Here is a 14,275-nt window from a genome sequence, read left to right as displayed (position 1 = left end):
CAAACAGAATGCTATCGCTGCATAGTTGAACAGTGATGTTCAGCAGTGTTCAGCGTAAATGTATCAGCACCCTAAGGCTGCAAGATCATCGACCAGGAGCCGCTCTCCCCATCCCAAAACGGGGCCAGAGACTCTCCCACCACATTGGGCCCCCAATAGCGGCGGGTTCCATCCAGGGCGAAAGCCACCACAATGTCTCCGGGGCCGATTTGCAGCGGTTCTTCTCCCAAGCTCAGCAGCAATCCTTCGCTGCCCCCTTCTCCAGGGGCAAAGTCCCAGTGGGCCGTTTCCGGATTGATCATCCGTTCGCCGCTGCGCATCAAGATCACCAGCCGAACCGGATGGGGCGTGCGATTGCCGACCCGAAAGGGTCCCGTACGGGCGGAGGTGGGGACAGCCTGGGGGGGCAAGGCAGGTTCTGAGGGCAGAACAGGGACAACATTCCCCTCAACGGAATCCTCCAAGGCTTTCAGCGTCGGTTTCTCCAGAGTCTGTGCCCTCAATCCCTGCACGAGAACCCCTACCCCAACCAGAGCGGCAGACAACACTAGGGATCCCTTGCCCCTCAAAGCTCTGTTCAGCAATGGGCCGCCGGCGAAAAAAGAGGCAACAGCCTGAGCGAATGAGCAGATCAAGACGCACATCGAGACCACTGCAAGCCAAAGTGATACGTGTCGAGTTAGACAAAAGGCATCAACTGCTGCCCTACCCCTGATAGACCAGCCATACGCGTACAGAGTTCCATCAGAGGGTAACGCCCCCACCGTGCAGAACACGATCGTTCAGCTACGTTAACACGTCCATTCCTCTATTCCCTGTGCTTTGGAGGAACAAGGAATAAGGGATCCCCCACTCCAGACCAGGCTAAGCAAGTTTGGATCCCTTTTAGGGATTCACAGCCCGACGCTGCCACCCTTGGGAGGTACGTTCGTACACTGTCCGCAATTGGGGATAGATCTGATCCCCCTTAAGCTGTAGGTGATCCACCTCCGTTGGCTCCAGCAGTAAAGCCACAAAGGTCTGCGGAGGCAGCAGATCTTTCTCTTTCGGCAACTCTTGAATAAAAGCCTCTGGCGGGGCGAGCGGCCCTTTGGGTTCCGGCCAAAACCAGAGGAGCCGTCCTTTTTCCGATATCTGTTGCCACAACTGCTGCCGCTGGCGCTGAGCCTGGGGATCCGGATGATCGGCGGCGATGGCCTCAAGGGTGCCAGCGATGCGGAATTGCTCGCGGGTTTTGCAGAAATACCAGCAGATCTGGGCTTGGGGGCAGTGGGCAATTTGTCGGATCTTCTCGCTGCGACTATCCACCGCCAATTGAATGCGGTCGGTATCGCCCAAAAACCCCCGGAAAACGACCGTGCGGTTGCGCGGATGCCCCTGGGGATCCACCGTGGCCAATTGCAAATACCGCACACCAGGATCGCTACGGTTCCGGTGCAGTGCCGCCTGAATCAGCGCCCGCCAAGAGGGATCCGCAGTAGAATTGCCCTTCGGGTCTTTCATCCGTTTTTCGCAAGGTGCAAGCAAGCCAGGATTGGGGCTCTCTCTCCCTTAGCTAGGGGGTGGAGAAGCCTCAGATTGGGAGTCTCTGGAGAGCCCTGGTGAAGACTCCACACCGCTGACGCGACCAGAGCTGGGATCTGGCTCGGTTGGGCTAATGGGATGAAAGTGGTGCTCTACCCAGCCCTCCGGCGGCCCCTCAAACCGCTCCGGCACCGGCTGCTTCACCTGCAATCCCCGCAACACCGCGTTGAGATAGGCGCTATCCCAGCTAAAGAAGCGGCTTTCGCGGATTTTGTGCCACACCGAACGCGACATCAGCAACGTCCGCTCTACATCCTGGGCTCCCAGCTTCAGCAAGAACTCCTCCCGTTCCGGCTGGTAATCGGTGGAGGCCAAGGCCAGAGATTGCGGCGGATGAGCCTGAGTAAGCTGGGCCATCTTGGCCATGAGTTCGGGGTAAAGCCAAGTGTAGGCAGGGTGAACCGTAAGCTTGGCCACATGAGGTTGCTGCCCGGTGCGATCCAACTTCAAGTTGAAGTAGCCGATGGCGGTTTTGCGTTCGGGCTCGTAAACACACACTTCCACCCGCTCCGTCTGGCTAATGGCGCATTTGGCCTGCTCCAAAAGCCAATCCAGTGGGTTGGTGCGAAAATCGTTCACCTCGCGGTCGTACACCTGGCGCACATTGGCGGGCATGGATCCCGTATCCAGTTGGTAGATGGCATAGGCATCCCGGTTGGTCACCGGCACCAGGTTGGGCAATTTGGGCTCGTGCTGGCTGAGAGCTGCCAGAATATCGGCTGGAATCGACCAGTAGGTGATCTGAGCCAAGGGTTGGAAGCCGTTGCGCCGGTAGAGCGCCATTGCCCCCTTGTTGTGGATGTTCACCTCCAGGATCCAGGTGCGAGCTTCCCGAAAGTGCTCCATGCAGTGCTTGAGCAGCCGGGATCCCACCCCCTGGCGCTGGGCAGAGGGCGCCACTGCGATATGATCGACCCGCCAGGTGCTGCGGGAATGGTTGAAGGGAGAAACCTGAATCACTCCCTGAATCTTGCCCTTCAGCTCCGCCACATGCACTGTAAACATGTGCTGGAAGCGATTGGGAAACAGGGTCAGGGTTTTCAGGGGCCCATACCACTGGCGCAACCGCCGCACTTGGCGACGAATATCCACCGAGCGGCTGCCGTACTCTTCATCAAAGGCTTGCGCCAAAATCTCTTCCACAGCCTCCAGATCCCCCAGTTGGGCGGGGCGAATGATCAGGTCAGAGGCACCAATGGGGGCTTCGGCATCCGGGTCGGGTCTTGCTGTGGTGTTGTCCATGCCAATCGCAGGCGGGAGAATATTCAAAGCATAGCTCAGGCTCTCTTGCTTTTTCTAACCGGGAGGATCGTTCTGCAACAAAGCTTGAAAGCCTACAGATCGGCTTTCCCGTTATCGAGAAAGGCTTGGCCGCCAAGAAGGGCGTGAACTCAGCCTCCCGGTAGCTGCCCAACAGTGACGAACGGGAGAGCTGGCTCCCTACCCCGCAGAGAGCAATGCCGGGTCGCTCACGCCCCAGTGTCCAGCAAGGTCAAGTTGCTGAAGGTGAAGCGCTTCTCCACAGGGCCGGTTTCCGTCTCCGTCTGGATACGCCGCTCCGAGAGGATGTAATACTTGCCCACTTTTGTGTACAGATCCTCGAATTGGCTGCGCCCGCCTTTTTGCTCGCCCGTTTGGGGATCGTGATAGACGGAATCGTAGCGGTGGGAAAGATAGCCTTCGCCGGTATCGTGGCTGCTGAAGGTGTGGATGGTAACCACCACTCCGTGGATATGCCGGTGCACCATGGTAACCTGGTTATCGCGCACGTGGTAGCGATCCCCTTCTGCTTTGCCCCCCACCAGGATCTCCACTGTGCCATCGGGCAGGGTTTGGCCATAGCGGAAGGTGTTGTTCCCATGGGTCTCGTCGAAGCTGCGGCGCACCCGGTGAATGGCAATCTCCCAGAGTTGGTTGTGAATGGCTTTTCGAGCTTCCTCATCTTCTACGCCGGTAACAGTGGCCTTTAGGTCTGCTCCCACTCGCACCTGCCCAACGAATGTGCGCTCCCCATCCCAATAGCTGACCTCGGCGCTGTAGCCTGGGAAAGCGGGATCCCAGGTGTAGCGGTTTTCATAGGCGGCCCGAAACAACTCTTGGGCAGAGACTTGAGTGGCGATCATCGGCTGTCTCCTTCCTGTTTTCCTTGCAAGCACTTCCCCTGAGCATCCATCATACCGCCCCCTGCTGTTGGGCTGCCCCCCAGTTGCCTTCGCTGAGAGCCTGCATCTGGTGAACTGGCCTAGCCGCTCCCCTGTCCGCTGCTGCAGGATAGAAGCACAGCCATGGGAACTTCTTCCTCACACCCAATTTGGCTTGCGAGTTTAGCCGCTGCTGTGATCCCCAGAGTATTCTCTGAGAAGGGTTCGCCTATTTTTTGTGGGTGAGGAGGGAGATTGAAAGGTTTTGACAATCGCGTCAGCGGGGCGGATCCCCTAGAGCCTGGCCTGACGCCGCCCCAGACCGGCATGGCAACCGCGCCAGAGATGATGGGGCCAGTGCTGAAAATCATTGGCAAGCAGACCCTGAGTGGCCACATCCCTATTGGCGGGGCAAAAAACTCTGCCTTGGCGCTGATGGCCGGGGCCATCTTGGCTCCTGAGGCTTGTCGAATTCACAATGTGCCCCGTCTGCTGGACATTGAACGCATGGGACAGATCCTGGCCACGCTGGGAGTTAAGGTTTCCCATGTTGGCAATACCCTGGACCTGGATGCCAGCTCCCTGAAAACCTCTCAAGCTCCCTATGAATTGGTCAGCCAGTTGCGGGCCAGCTTTTTCATCATAGGGCCTCTGTTGGCGCGGCTGGGGGTGGCCAGAGTTCCCTTGCCCGGCGGCTGTGCGATCGGGTCTCGTCCTGTGGATCTGCATGTGCGGGGTCTACAAGCCTTGGGGGCAACGGTCCAAATCGAGCATGGGGTGGTTCATGCCTATGCCCGTAAACTGTTGGGAACCCGTATTTACCTGGACTATCCCAGCGTCGGTGCCACCGAGACCTTGATGATGGCCGCTACGCTGGCGGATGGAGAAACGGTGATCGAGAACGCCGCCCAAGAGCCGGAGGTGGCGGATCTAGCCCGTTTTTGTCAAGCCATGGGGGCCCGCATTCGCGGTGTCGGCACCAATACGGTTGTGGTGGTAGGGGTGCCCCGCTTGCATGGAACAGAGTACACGGTCATTCCCGACCGCATCGAGGCCAGCACCTATCTCATTGCCGGGGCCATTACCCGCTCTCACCTCACGGTTGGCCCTGTCATTCCCGATCATCTGCGGGCGGTGATCGCCAAGTTGCAAGCGATGGGGCTGCGGGTGGAAGAAGAGGGCCCAAACCGGTTGCGCATTGCCCCAGCTCAACTGAGCTCAGGCTGGCTGTGTCAGGCAACTGATATTCAAACGCTGCCCTATCCCGGTTTCCCCACCGATGTGCAGGCGCCGATCATGGCCTTGGCCGCCTTGAGCGAGGGCAGTTGCACCATTGAGGAGACGGTGTTTGAAAACCGCATGCACCACATTCCCGAGCTGAATCGCATGGGAGCCGATATTCGCCTGAAGAACCGAGTGGCCCTGATCCGGGGGGTGCCGTCTCTTTCCGGCGCTCCGGTGGTGGCCGCCGACCTGCGGGCGGGTGCAGCCCTGGTGCTGGCCGGCCTGGCGGCTGAAGGCTGCTCCACAATCCACGGATTGCACTACATCGACCGTGGCTATGAAGCCATTGATGAAAAGCTGCGCAGTGTCGGGGCCAAGGTGTACCGCAGCGAAAGCCCGACAGCGCAATTGGGGAAATGAGCTGTTTCACCGCCGTTTGAAGTTTGAAGAAATCGTTGCATCTCTCCCTGCCTATCGCCTGGCCACAATGCGCGGCGACCGCTTGCTGGGTGAGCTTTCCAGCCATGTTGCAAGTATCGAGTCGTCCGGTGGCTCAACGCAGTCGGGTTGAGTATCTTAGTTCAGAGGTGGTGGGGAGGTAAAGCATGGGGATCCTGACAAGTAACCAACGACGCTGGACAAGATGGGCTGCCGGTGTGCTGGCAGCAGGAGCGGCTCTGGGTGGAGCTGTCTGGGGCTTCTACACCTCATCCTGGGCAGAAACCGTAGAAGTGGCCTCTGCACGAGAAGGCAGGGATCCGACGCAACTGCCTCAAACTTCCACAGTGGCCTTTCTGCAAGCCTATGCAGCGCTACAGGCCGGCCAAGCGCAATCTGCCTTGAAGGATTTGCAGGGGCTGGAAGAGAGCCTGCCGGTTCTGAGGGAAGAGATTTGGAAGCTCAGGGCCCAAGCCTATGAACAGTTGCAGGACAAGGAAACAGCCCAAGGGATCTGGTGGCCCAAGATTTTGCAGGAATATCCCCACAGCCCTGTCGCTGCCTATGCCCTCTGGGGGATGGGCCAGGTGGATCGGCTGCGGCAGCAATTTCCCACCCATCCGCTGACCGGACGTGCCCTCAAGCATTTGCTGGAGCTGAACCCCGACCGCTATGACCTGCTGCGGGATTTGGCCCAACATCACCCGCAAACCCCTGGGCTAACGCCGCTGCTGGATCGCTGGCGGCAGGCTCAGGAGGGATCCCTCACGGCTTCCGACTGGCAGATCCTCGCCGATGCCTACTGGGAGCAACGGGAGTACGGCAAAGCTGCCCGGGCCTATGGGCGTGCCCCCGCCACCTCTCAGAACCTCTACCGCTGGGGCCGCAGCCACCAGATCTCGCGGGAGTTTCCCCAGGCCAAAGCGGCTTACCAAGCGCTGCTGGCACAGTTTCCCGATGGGCCAGAGGCTTCTCTCACCCGCCGCCGTTTGGCGGAACTGAGCGACCTGCCGACGGCGATCGACTTGCTTCGACAGGTGGGATCCGGCTCAGATAAAGAAGCTCCAGAGGCGTTGCTCAGCCTCAGCCAGCTTTACGATCGCAACGCCAGCCCCCAATCGGCCCAAGCCACCCGGCAAGCCCTTTGGGATCGCTTTCCGGCCAGCGAAGCTGCAGCCAATGCCGCCTGGACAGTGGCCTGGAGCCAAGCACAAGCAGGCAATCTCAGCCAAGCCATCGCCCTGGCCCAACAGATCGGATCTGCTCAGCGGGATACAGAAATGGGGGCACAACTGCTCTACTGGGCGGGCAAATGGCGGGAACAGCAGGGGGATGTGGCTGCAGCTCGGCAAACCTATCGGCAGGTGCTGCGGCAGTTTCCCCACACCTACTACGGCTGGCGGTCGGCAGTGCAACTGGGCTGGCCGGTGGGGGATTTCTACAGCGGGCGCAAAAGGGTTGAGGTGGATTTTCAGCCGGTGCGCCAACCGTTGCCAGGGGTCTCTGCAGTTACGCAAACCCTGCATTTGATGGGAGCCAGCCAACTGGCCTGGGAACGCTGGCAGGGCGAAACTCCCGTGCAGCGGGATCCCGGCCAGATGAGCGTTGCCGAGCGCTTTGTTACGGGCATTTTGCGCAACAGCGCCGGAGATCACCTGCGGGGCATTAACCAGGTGGCTGCTTTGCGCTTCAGCGAAGAGCCGGATCCCCTGCTGGAGACGTTGAGGCAGCGCCAAGATTTCTGGCAGGCCATCTATCCGCTGCACTACTATGCCGGCCCAGACAATTCCTGGAGCGGGGATCCCTACGCCCAACCCGGCTTGGCCCACTGGTCACGGCAATTTAACCTCAATCCCTTGATGGTGGCGGCTTTGATCCGGCAGGAATCCCGCTTTGAGCCGGAGATCGTCTCGGCCTCGGGGGCTTTGGGCTTGATGCAGGTGATGCCCGCTACTGGCCGCTGGATTGCCCAGCAGATCGGCCTGGCCCAGTACAGCCTCACCAACCCCGCCGACAATCTCTACCTGGGATCCTGGTACTTCGACTACACCCACCGCACTTACCAAGACAACACCTTGCTGGCCCTGGCCAGCTACAACGGTGGCCCCGGCAACGTGGCCAGATGGCTGAACCGCTTTGGCTTCGGGGATCCGGACGTGTTTGTGGAGCAGATCCCCTTCCCCGAAACCCGGGGCTATGTGAAGTCCGTGTTTGGCAACTACTGGAACTACTGGCAGCTCTACACCCAGGAGGGGCGCACTCTGGTCAGCCAGCGACTGCATAACCCTTCGTCTTCTTCATGACTTCCGGTTTTGTCGCGGGAGTGCTGCCGTAGAGGGAGTGGGCTTTTTTCCCACAGTATTCTGGGAGAGTTACAGTTATTCCAAGATTTGGCAGTCAAGATTTGACAGTGCCGTTCGCGCTGACAGGACGGGGTTCTATGGTCTCTGGGTTTGAACAACAGGAGGGCGTTTGCGTTAGCGGTGCGGAGCACTATCGCGTTAGCGGTGCGGAGCACTATCAGGGGGCGGCAGAAAAGCAAGCTGCCCGGCAGGAGCTGGCTGTGGATTTTATTCGCCATGGCATAGCCGAGGAACCCCGGCCAGAAGTCGAGGATGCCTTTCGGGCCCTTACAGACGAAGGTCGCAGGCGCTGCCGCAAGATTGCCCGCCAGCTCAAGAACATGGGCTGGAGGTGGGATCTCCTGCTCACCAGTCCCCTGGTGAGGGCTCGGCAGACGGCTGAGATCTTTTTGGACGAGAACCTGGCCGAAGCTGTGGAGGTGTTTGAACCGCTGGCTCCGGGCGGCAGTTTTGCTGACCTGGTGCGCTGGCAAGCAGAGCGGGAACCTCTGGCGTCTTTGGCTCTGGTCGGTCACCAGCCGGATCTGAGCCTGTGGGTACAAGCGGCTGTTGGTCTAAACCCGGCCAACGCCCACGCGATCACCCTCAAAAAAGCGGGCCTAGCCCAAGTGCGCTTTGCCGAAGGCCGGATTGACTACCGCCAGGGATCCCTGACTTTGTTGCTCTCCCCCAAGGTGGTGCTGCGCTGAGAAGCTGCCGGCAAGTTCGGCTCATCACAAACGCCCAACGGGTCAGCCAGAAGTTGTGCCTACAGCCCCCAGCTTCAGCGCCGAGAGGAGGTCAGCCGCTCGCCCAGCAATTGCAAAAAGTAGGCCGCCAGCCCCAGCCCCACCAGGGCAAACATAAACGCGATCAAGGAAACGGAACCGACCAGCAGGTAGCGCACCAGAATGCTGATTCCGCGGGCCAACGATCCAATCTCCACCTCAATTGGCGGCAACTTGGCCAACATCGAGAGCAGCAGTTGAAAGAACCCGTAGCCCAAACTGACGGCGATGGCGGCCCCCAAGAGGGCACTGAAAGGATGGGGGGATCCCTGGGGCGAGGCGGAAGACATGGGGCAGCACCGGAAAACTCACCTTTATTCTAGGCTGCAGGTACAATGTGGAAGTTTCTTTTCTTTCCGGCAAGCCTAGGGGTTATGGAGAGCGGATCGGGAGTGGGATCCCACTACGAAGTTTTGGGCGTTTCCGTGGGGGCGACGGCGGAGGAGATCAAGTCCGCCTACCGTCGTTTGGTCAAGTATCACCATCCCGATAGCCTGCTGGCCAAAAAAGATCGGGCCACCTCTGAGCGCATCCGCCAGATCAACGCTGCCTACGCGGTGCTCAAGGATCCCCAATCTCGCCGCGAATACGATCGGCAACTGCACTCCAGCCGCACCTCACCCTGCCCCCAGCCGACGGGATCCCCCCGTGAAACCGTCAGCCACGAAGCCATCGCCCGTGCAGCCTGGATCCAACAGGTCTACACCCCCCTAAACCGAGTGTTGGGGCCCTTGTTGTCTTCCCTAAAGCCTCAGTTGAATGCTTTGGCGGCGGATCCCTTTGATCCCGACCTGTTGGAGTCCTTCGCCACCTATTTGGAAGAGTGTAGCCAGAAACTGGCCCAAGCTCAGCAGATCTTTCGGCGCCTTCCCAATCCCAGCAGCTTGGGGGGAGTGGCCTCTCGCCTCTACTACGCCCTCAACCACCTAGAGGACGCTCTAGAGGAGCTGCAGTATTTCCCCCTGAACTTCGACGACCGCCATCTGCACACCGGACAAGAGCTGTTTCGCCGGGCAAGAGGGCTGCGCCTGGAAGCCATGGAAGCTTACGCCAAGAGTTCACCCTAGGCCAGAGCGGGATCCCCCTCTGGGCAGAGCGGGGCGGGGATCATAGGGGATAGGGATGTACTGTACAGAAGGACGGCCTATGGTGGCCTGCGGGTACAAGTCCATCAGGGCATAGATTTGGGGTGGCAACTCAGTAGAAATGGGCAGGCCCAACCTTTGGGCTTCTTCGGCAGTGATCGGGTAGTCGTGGGTAACTTGTCCACTGGTTAGGTACTGGATGAGGGGCTCGATCCGTTCAGGGGCAATTTTGCGCTTGGGCACATCGTCCTTCAAGAGATCCCGCACGAAGTTCTGCACCTGTTGCATTGCTTTGCGGGCCAGATCCGCCAGGATCAGGGTTTGGTCGTCGATTTCGGCAATGGGTTTATCCGCCACCACCTGCAGAATACTGGCGGCAGCATACCCCCCCAACTGTGGATCCACCGGCCCCAGGACTGCATTGGCATCCATGACGATTTCGTCGGCGGCCAGGGCCAGCATCGTCCCCCCCGACATGGCGTAGTGGGGCACAAACACTGTCACTTTGGCCGGATGGCGGATCAAGGCGCGGGCAATTTGCTCCGTAGCCAGCACCAGGCCACCGGGGGTATGCAAAATCAAATCAATCGGGGTATTGGGTGGAGTGAGGCGAATCGCCCTCAACACCTGCTCGGAGTCCTCGATGCTGATGTAGCGGGAAACCGGGATCCCCAAAAAACTGATCGACTCCTGGCGGTGAATGAGCAGAATCACCCGGCTGCCCCGCTTTTGCTCCAACTCCCGAATGGCCATCAAGCGCCGGAACTCTTGGGCACGACGGTTCAGCAGAGGTTGCAAAGAGCTGAAGATCAGGAAAATCCAGAACAGGCTGCCCCAGTCCACTTTCGCACCTCAAGTGGGATCCCTTTGCTTCCAGGATAGGGGATAGCAAACCTTTGGTGATCTCTGGGCCTCACGAGTTGGGTTCAGACGCCGCAAAAAAGCGATCCAAAGCCTGCAGCAAATCCGGTACGGAAGCTTGGTCAATCCAGGATCGAATATAAGCCTGCTGCTCCGCCAAGTTTTCAATGCGGCCCAACTTTTGCATGGCCAAGTAGCGGGTTTCTGCCGCGGCGCGATTGGTTTGCAAGTCCAGCCGCTGCTCCGGGGTAAGCGGATACTCCGTTTGGGCCAGCAGGTAATCCGCCACCATCATGAACAGCAGAGGCCCCGCCAATTCCACCTGGGGCTCGGCTTCTGGCTCAGAATCGGCAGCAGCGAGATCTTGGAGATCTTGAAAAAGATCCTGACCCAGTTGCAGCAGCTCTTCTGCCGAAGCAGCCCGCAGCACCGTCTCGGCAGTGGCCCGGAGCGGCTCTGGGGAAACCCTGTGGTGAGTGGCCAATTCCGCCAGGGCCTGTTCCCATTGATCCCGTTGGGCTTGCACCACAGCCCGCTCTTCTGGAGAAAAGTCCAACCGCTCCAGCACCACCTGCAGAGCCACAGCCCCCACCAACAGGGGGGGGAAGCGCAGCACTGTAGAGGCGGATCCCGCCTGCTCCAAAAAGGCTTCCAAATCCGGGCCAGATCCCCTGTCCAGCAAGTCCTGCAAGTAGGCCAGCACCTCTTGGGGCGAGGTCAACCTGAGGATCCCTCGCACCTGTGCCCGCAAGTCTGCGGGGATCCCAAGGAGCTGCACCTGGACTTCGGCCCGCGCCTGCGCTTCTGCAATCAACTCCGGCAAATCTGCCGTTGCCCGACCGGCCTGCAACAAAACCTGGCTAGAGTCCTGCAACAGGCTGGCCGCTTCCACAAACAGCAGCACCTGCGGGACTTGCAGCGTTGGCCAAACCATGCTAGCCAAGCTGTGGATCCGCAGGGGATCCCTCCGATTCTGGATTGGCTGGCGCAGCGGGGTGAGCTGAAGTGGGCTTGTGCCAGTGCAGACCGATCAGAGCATCGTACAAAAAGCCCCAAAACTCTCCCTTCTCCCAGATCCCCAGCGTTTGCTGGCAGTTGCGCGCGTCCAGCTCAGGTTTGGCTGCCCAGTAGGCTGCTTGGTATTTGTACCAGGGAACAGAAGGCCAGAGATGGTGGATCAGGTGATAGTTTTGCCCCAACAGCAGAATGTTGGTCAGCCATCCGGGATAGACGCGGGCATTGTACCACCGCTCTTGGGATTGAAAAGGGCGATGGGGCAGGTAGTCAAAAAACAAGCCCAGCAAGAACCCCATGATAAAGGCAGGGGGTAGCCAATAGTTCATGATGTAGTCGGTGTAGCCGAAGTAGCTGGCCAGACCAAAGGTCAGGATAACCACCAGCCGACTCAAGCCCCACTCCAGCAGATCCCAGCGACCTTTCCGCCAGAGCTGCCGCTTAAAGAAAAACACCTCATGGTAGAAAAACCGCGGCGCGATCAGCCACAGCGGCCCCCCTGTCGAGACGTAGTGATCGGGATCGTCTTCAGGATGGTTGACGTGGGCGTGGTGCTGCATGTGTACCCGCTTAAAGACGGGATAGACAAAACCCTGCAACAGGGCAGAGCCGTGTCCGAGTGCCTCGTTCAGAAAGCGGTTGCGGTGGGCCGAGCCATGGGAAGCATCGTGAATCACCGTGCCCAGAACATAGAGGGCCACAAAATTGAGCCAGAACACCATCCATTTGGGCCAGTGCCAAAAGGCGTACCCGCCAAAGCAAGAGGCCGAAAGCACCACCGCAGCCAAAAACATCAGCAAGGTGGGATTCCAAAATTCCGAGGGTGGCCCCAACAGCTCACGAGGCAATGCGAAAGGTTTTTGGGCTGGTTCAGCAGTAGCAGCAACAGTCATCGGCAGCCATCCTTAGGTGCGCACAGTGCAGACAGAGAGGATGGGTCGAGGCAGCGCGTCCCAGTCATCACACCGAAAAGAGATCGAAGAGATAAGTTTGTTAACTTTCGTTAGTATACGGCAGAGACCTGCCCAGCTTCTCAGCCCAAGCCTTATTTTCCTCACAACCCCAGCCATGGGGGCACCTTCCTCTCCTGGCCAAGGATTCCTGAAGGATCCCGACAACGGCAAACTGCCCCTGAAGCCGGAGAAAAGCCGTAGTGTGAGGTTTTGTTGCAATTCATGTGCAGATTGCGAGGGGATCCCAGCAGGAGGGGTAATCTAAGGGTCGGTTAACCTGAGCTGAGGATGGAAACCATGATGCCTGTTGTTGCGCTGTTGGCTCTGACCGCTCAAACCAGCCCCTGGTCCCCCCTGAACGCCGTGATCATTCTGCTCTGCACAGGGCTGGCTTACTTGAGCTTCAAATCCTCCTCTGGAGTGGCCTCAGAGACTGGGCCGGTACTGGGAATGACCTGGCCAGAAGTCATCGGGGTTGCCAGCTTTGGCCATTTGTTGGGAGTGGGGGTCGTTTTGGGCCTCTCCAACATTGGCGTTCTCTAGGTCGCCACTTCCTTTACATTTCTTGAACTTAGTCCGGATCCCTGCTGGATGATGTTAAGCTCTATTTTAATTCTGAAAGAAGCAGTTTCTTCAGCCGCATTTTCCCCTGAGGTTTGTTGCTATGTCAGCGATGGTGCTCCTGGCCAGTTTGCCGGAAGGCTATGAATTGTTTGACCCGCTGATCGACATTTTGCCGATCATCCCTGTTCTGTTTTTCCTGCTGGCTTTTGTCTGGCAAGCGGCAGTGGGCTTTAAGTAAAGCCATTGCTTTTACTGAGGTCGCAAAGGTCTCAAAGGCCTGGGTGGTCTGGAGAAAACTCAAGCAAACCTAAAGGGCTTCCCCCAGCTTATCTCCCAAGTTGGGGGCTCTTTGCTTTGCCCATTTATGGTCATTTCGATTCAAACTAGGACACTGCACCCACGCCTAAAACGTTAAATGCACCGTGCCAGAAGGCCTTTCAAGGACTCCGTCCCGCTAGCGCGAACAGTAGCTCAGGTGTCTTGCCCTGAACTGGAACGACTGTAAACGACTATAAAAACAACAAGCCGTCTCGCCACTGTCCACATGACTCCCAAAGGTGGGCCAGGGATCCGGCGCTAGGGTTCGCGGTCGAGGACACCGGTAATCCAGAGAACCCCTGCCAAGCAGACGAAGTGGGCAAACGTCACGTTGATGTTGGCGGCCAGCAGCAGCACTCCTGTCACCTGGTTGGCCTGGGTGCGGGAAAACATGCGCGCCAACAGCTCGCCCACTTGGGCTTCCATACCAATCAAAGCAAGGAAGGCTCCAATGAGGCTGACATAGGTGACCAACTGCAACTGCTTGGGCAAATCCAATTGGCTTAGGGCATCAGCAGAAGCTGAGCGGCGCTCCGCGTGGAGCAAGTAGCGCCAGTTGAAGAACAGACCGGCTGCCAGGGTGAGCAATGTAAACAAGGTGAACCAGAAGGCGATGACAGCCCCCAGCGAGTCATCTCGATAGACGGTATTTTGGCCGATTAAAAAGCCAAACCACAGCAGCAGCGCCGTCGCCCCCAAGATTGCCTGGAACCAAAACCCAAAGCGACGAGTCATGCGCAAACGAGACTTCATCCGCTCGATAGCCGCCCGTACTGACGGCGACATGGGCTCGTTCATCTTTTTCCCCCGCTCGCCTGGATGAACACCAACGTTCGCTTCCAGCCTATCTTCATTCTCCGGCCCCAGTCACCAAATTTTCGGGCTGGAGGCCTGCACCATAGCCGCAGGCTTGGTGTCGGGAGGAAAGCCCTCCTCCATATAGGTTTGCCGGCCAAAAGTCTG

Annotated in this window: 15 protein-coding genes; 6 read left to right on the top strand and 9 right to left on the bottom strand. The window is 58.7% G+C overall.

All coding sequences use genetic code 11. The annotated features are described in order from the left end of the window. Positions 1 to 71 precede the first annotated feature (71 nt). The 4 genes from NW840_RS04600 to NW840_RS04585 all read right to left on the bottom strand — a co-directional run bounded on the left by NW840_RS04600 (position 72) and on the right by NW840_RS04585 (position 3,707). Positions 72 to 545: a hypothetical protein gene (locus NW840_RS04600; RefSeq protein ID WP_414342654.1), complete on the bottom strand. Its 474-nt coding sequence runs from the start codon at positions 543 to 545 to the stop codon at positions 72 to 74. 340 nt (positions 546 to 885) lie between these two features. Then, positions 886 to 1,503: an Npun_F5749 family FMN-dependent PPOX-type flavoprotein gene (locus NW840_RS04595; RefSeq protein ID WP_414342653.1), complete on the bottom strand. Its 618-nt coding sequence runs from the start codon at positions 1,501 to 1,503 to the stop codon at positions 886 to 888. Positions 1,504 to 1,551: 48 nt separating this feature from the next. Then, entirely contained in the window at positions 1,552 to 2,826 is a 1,275-nt protein-coding gene (locus NW840_RS04590; RefSeq protein ID WP_414342652.1) for a GNAT family N-acetyltransferase, read from the bottom strand. Between the two features lie 227 nt (positions 2,827 to 3,053). Continuing rightward, positions 3,054 to 3,707, bottom strand: coding sequence for a DUF3386 domain-containing protein (locus NW840_RS04585; RefSeq protein WP_414342651.1), 654 nt, complete (start codon positions 3,705 to 3,707; stop codon positions 3,054 to 3,056). A gap of 345 nt (positions 3,708 to 4,052) precedes the next feature. Between NW840_RS04585 and murA the strand changes: the two genes are divergently transcribed. From murA to sixA, 3 genes are all read left to right on the top strand, one after another. Next, on the top strand, positions 4,053 to 5,369 hold the full coding sequence (murA, locus tag NW840_RS04580; protein WP_414342656.1) for a UDP-N-acetylglucosamine 1-carboxyvinyltransferase: 1,317 nt from the start codon (positions 4,053 to 4,055) through the stop codon (positions 5,367 to 5,369). Positions 5,370 to 5,554: 185 nt separating this feature from the next. Further along, complete coding sequence (locus NW840_RS04575; protein WP_414342650.1) at positions 5,555 to 7,690, top strand: transglycosylase SLT domain-containing protein; 2,136 nt, start codon at positions 5,555 to 5,557, stop codon at positions 7,688 to 7,690. Positions 7,691 to 7,827: 137 nt separating this feature from the next. Then, a complete protein-coding gene (sixA, locus tag NW840_RS04570; RefSeq protein WP_414342649.1) occupies positions 7,828 to 8,439 on the top strand; it encodes a phosphohistidine phosphatase SixA in 612 nt (203 codons plus the stop codon). A gap of 74 nt (positions 8,440 to 8,513) precedes the next feature. On the opposite strand, the gene NW840_RS04565 is transcribed toward sixA, so the two are convergent. Beyond that, on the bottom strand, positions 8,514 to 8,807 hold the full coding sequence (locus NW840_RS04565) for a DUF3082 domain-containing protein (RefSeq protein WP_011431770.1): 294 nt from the start codon (positions 8,805 to 8,807) through the stop codon (positions 8,514 to 8,516). 84 nt (positions 8,808 to 8,891) lie between these two features. Here NW840_RS04565 and NW840_RS04560 point away from each other — a divergent pair, with 84 nt between their 5' ends. Then, complete coding sequence (locus NW840_RS04560) at positions 8,892 to 9,584, top strand: J domain-containing protein (protein WP_414342648.1); 693 nt, start codon at positions 8,892 to 8,894, stop codon at positions 9,582 to 9,584. On the opposite strand, the gene NW840_RS04555 is transcribed toward NW840_RS04560, so the two are convergent. The 3 genes from NW840_RS04555 to NW840_RS04545 form a co-directional block, all read right to left on the bottom strand. After that, a complete protein-coding gene (locus NW840_RS04555; protein WP_414342647.1) occupies positions 9,576 to 10,445 on the bottom strand; it encodes an SDH family Clp fold serine proteinase in 870 nt (289 codons plus the stop codon). The two genes, NW840_RS04560 and NW840_RS04555, sit on opposite strands and share 9 nt — an antisense overlap. A 70-nt stretch (positions 10,446 to 10,515) precedes the next feature. Beyond that, complete coding sequence (locus NW840_RS04550) at positions 10,516 to 11,397, bottom strand: hypothetical protein (RefSeq protein WP_414342655.1); 882 nt, start codon at positions 11,395 to 11,397, stop codon at positions 10,516 to 10,518. Position 11,398: 1 nt separating this feature from the next. After that, entirely contained in the window at positions 11,399 to 12,370 is a 972-nt protein-coding gene (locus tag NW840_RS04545) for a fatty acid desaturase (RefSeq protein WP_011431774.1), read from the bottom strand. A 357-nt stretch (positions 12,371 to 12,727) separates the two neighbouring features. On the opposite strand from NW840_RS04545, the gene psaK reads away from it, so the two are divergent. Then, positions 12,728 to 12,973 carry a photosystem I reaction center subunit PsaK gene (gene psaK, locus NW840_RS04540; protein ID WP_011431775.1) on the top strand — a complete coding sequence of 82 codons (246 nt, stop codon included), beginning with the start codon at positions 12,728 to 12,730 and terminating at the stop codon, positions 12,971 to 12,973. A gap of 121 nt (positions 12,974 to 13,094) precedes the next feature. Further along, positions 13,095 to 13,232: a photosystem II reaction center protein K gene (locus tag NW840_RS04535; RefSeq protein ID WP_414332566.1), complete on the top strand. Its 138-nt coding sequence runs from the start codon at positions 13,095 to 13,097 to the stop codon at positions 13,230 to 13,232. A gap of 338 nt (positions 13,233 to 13,570) precedes the next feature. Here NW840_RS04535 and NW840_RS04530 read toward each other — a convergent pair whose 3' ends face one another. Further along, positions 13,571 to 14,110 (bottom strand): DUF3611 family protein, encoded by a 540-nt coding sequence (locus NW840_RS04530; RefSeq protein ID WP_414332564.1) that lies wholly within the window; start codon positions 14,108 to 14,110, stop codon positions 13,571 to 13,573. Between the last annotated feature and the right edge of the window lie 165 nt (positions 14,111 to 14,275).

Source organism: Synechococcus sp. R5-13 (genome assembly GCF_047462015.1).
GTDB lineage: Bacteria > Cyanobacteriota > Cyanobacteriia > Thermostichales > Thermostichaceae > Thermostichus.
The sequence above is the reverse complement of the archived record's forward strand: the minus strand, read 5'-3'. Positions and strand labels throughout refer to the sequence as shown.